The sequence below is a fragment of the Hydrogenophaga sp. 70-12 genome (genome assembly GCF_001897365.1).
Classification (GTDB): domain Bacteria; phylum Pseudomonadota; class Gammaproteobacteria; order Burkholderiales; family Burkholderiaceae_C; genus Hydrogenophaga; species Hydrogenophaga borbori.
Window position 1 is genome coordinate 1 of sequence record NZ_MKSS01000124.1, and the last position, 2,856, is coordinate 2,856.

Annotated in this window: 3 protein-coding genes; 2 read left to right on the forward strand and 1 reads right to left on the reverse strand. The window is 70.5% G+C overall.

Going from position 1 to position 2,856, the window contains the following annotated elements:
* Positions 1-1,583 (forward strand): topoisomerase C-terminal repeat-containing protein (locus tag BGO22_RS07845; protein WP_286849927.1); only part of this gene is annotated, 1,583 nt, incomplete at its 5' end.
* A 31-nt stretch (positions 1,584-1,614) separates the two neighbouring features.
* Positions 1,615-2,259 carry a glutathione S-transferase family protein gene (locus BGO22_RS07850; RefSeq protein ID WP_070399737.1) on the forward strand — a complete coding sequence of 215 codons (645 nt, stop codon included), beginning with the start codon at positions 1,615-1,617 and terminating at the stop codon, positions 2,257-2,259.
* A 21-nt stretch (positions 2,260-2,280) separates the two neighbouring features.
* On the opposite strand, the gene BGO22_RS07855 is transcribed toward BGO22_RS07850, so the two are convergent.
* A partial coding sequence (locus BGO22_RS07855; RefSeq protein WP_286849929.1) for a sensor histidine kinase occupies positions 2,281-2,856 on the reverse strand: 576 nt, incomplete at its 5' end.

Consider the following 2,856-nt stretch of genomic DNA (forward strand, 5'->3'; position numbering starts at 1 on the left):
TCAAGACCGAAGGCAAGGTGCTGGTCAACCCGGGCTGGATGGCGGTCTACGGCAAGGAAGCCGCCGACGAGGTGGAAGGCGCCAAGCCCGGCGAGAAGGGGCAGAACCTGGTGCCGGTGCGCGAAGGCGAGACCGTGCGCACCGAGTCGGTGGAGCACAAGGGCCTGCAGACCCGTCCGCCCGCGCGCTACAGCGAAGCCACGCTGCTGGCCGCCATGGAAGGCGCCGGCAAGCTCATCGACGACGAGGAGTTGCGCGAGGCCATGCACGAAAAGGGCCTGGGCACGCCGGCCACGCGCGCGGCCATCATCGAAGGCCTGCTGGCCGAGAAGTACATGCTGCGCGAGGGCCGCGAGCTCATCCCCACCGCCAAGGCCTTCCAGCTCATGACGCTGCTGCGCGGCCTGGAGGTGGAGGAGCTGTCCAAGCCCGAGCTCACCGGCGAATGGGAATACAAGCTCGCGCAGATGGAGCACGGCAAGCTGTCGCGCGACGCCTTCATGGCCGAGATCGCGTCCATGACCGAGCGCCTGGTGAAGAAGGCCAAGGAGTACGACCGCGACACCGTGCCGGGCGACTACGCCACGCTGTCCACGCCCTGCCCCAACTGCGGCGGCGTGGTGAAGGAAAACTACCGCCGCTTCGCCTGCACCGGCGCCGACGGCACCGGCGAGGGCTGCGGCTTCTCGTTCACCAAGTCGCCCGCCGGGCGCACCTTCGAAACCACCGAGGCCGACGCCTTCCTGCGCGACAAGCGCATCGGCCCGCTCGAGGGCTTTCGCTCCAAGGCGGGCTGGCCGTTCGTGGCCGAGCTCGTGCTCAAGCACAGCGAGGAAGACCGCAACTGGAAGCTCGAATTCGACTTCGGCGACGACCGCAAGGACGAGGAGACCGGTGAACTGGTCGACTTCTCCGGCAGCGAATCGCTGGGCGCCTGCCCCAAGTGCGGCGGCGCGGTGCACGAGCACGGCGCCAACTACGTGTGCGAGCGCGCCGTGCCCACGGCGCAGCAGCCCACGCCGAGCTGCGATTTCAAGAGCGGCAAGGTCATCCTGCAGCAGCCGGTGGCGCGCGAGCAGATGAGCAAGCTGCTGGCCACCGGCAAGACCGACCTGCTCGACAAGTTCGTCTCCATGCGCACGCGCCGCTCGTTCAAGGCCTTCCTGGCCTGGGACGCCGAGGCCGGCAAGGTGAACTTCGAATTCGAGCCGCGCGACAGCAAGTACCCGCCGCGCAAGGCGGGCGCGCGCCCCGCCGCCAAGGCCGCTGCGCCGGCGAAGAAGGCCGCCGCGAAGAAGGCGCCCGCCGCCAAGAAGGCGTCGGCCGAGAAGAAGGCCCCGCGCAAGGCCACCGCCGCCACCGGCAAGCAGCCCAGCGCGGCGCTGGCCGCCGTCATCGGCGAAGGGCCGGTGTCGCGGCCCGAGGTGGTCAAGAAGCTGTGGGACTACATCAAGGCCAATGGCCTGCAGGACCCGGCGGACAAGCGCCGCATCAAGGCCGACGCCAAGCTGCGCCCGGTCTTCGGCAAGGACGCCGTCACCATGTTCGAGATCGCCGGCCTGGTCGGCGATCACCTGAGCTGAATTTCTTCAACACTTCCAGGAGACCGATCCCATGGGCCTCAAGCTCTATTACGCGTCCGGCGCGTGTTCCTTCGTTCCGCACAGCTCGCTCGAGCTCGCTGGCGCCAGCTTCGAGCCGTCGCCGGTCAAGCTGCACAAGGGCGAGCAGCGCGCGCCCGAGTACCTGGCCATCAACCCGCGCGGCCAGGTGCCGGTGCTGGTGGACGGCGACGAGGTCATCACCCAGATCCCGGCGATCGTGCTCTACCTGGACGCCCGGTTCCCCGAGGCCGGCCTGCTGCCCGCCTCGGGCGTGGCGCGCACGCGCGCGCTGCAGACCCTGGCCTGGATGAACAACACCGTGCACCCCACCTTCACGCACGTGTTCATGCCGCAGAAGTTCACCGCCGACGAGGCCGCGCAGAAGGCCGTGAAGGCGCACGCGGTCGAGGTCTACCGCGGCCTGCTCGGCGAGCTCGAGGCGCTGGCCCAGAAGGCCAGCCCCTGGCTCGGCGGCGACAAGCCCGGCGCGCTCGACGCCTACGCGCTCACCCTGCTGCGCTGGGGCGGCTTCGCCGGCATCGACCCCAACAGCCTGCCCGCCACCTGGGCGCTGGTGCAGCGCTTCGCGGCGCTGCCGGCGGTGGCGCGCGCCATGGAGCGCGAGCGCCTGGAGCTCAACGTCTACAAAGGCTGAAGCGGCGGCGGGCGGCGGGCTTCACTCGCTCGCCTGCTTCGCCACGAAGCGCACCGACACACGCAGCCCCGGGCGGCCCCGCTCCGGGTGCGCGTCTTCCATGTGCACGGTGGCGCCGTGCTGCTGGGCGATCTCCTGCACGATGGCCAGGCCCAGGCCCGAGCCGTCCACGTCGGTGCCCAGCGCGCGGTAGAAGGGCTGCATCACCAGCGCCCGTTCGCTCACCGGGATGCCCGGGCCGTTGTCCTCCACCTGCACCAGCTGCACGCCGCTGAAGCGGTCCACCAGCACGCGCGCCGTCACCACGCCCTTGGGCCCGCTGTAGGCCATGGCGTTGTCCACGAGGTTGCGCACCATTTCCTGCAGCAGGGTGGGGTTGCCGGTGAGCTGCAACTCCTCGGGCACCTCGTGGTCGCCTTCCACACCCAGGTCCACACCCAGCTCCAGAGCGCGCGGCACGGTGTCGCGCACCACGGTGGCGACCAGCCGCGCCAGATCGACGCGCGCGCTCGGCAGGGTGCGGCCGGTGGTCTCGGCGCGTGCCAGCGCCAGCAGCTGGTTCACGGTGTGCGTGGCGCGGGCGCTGGCGCGCGCGAT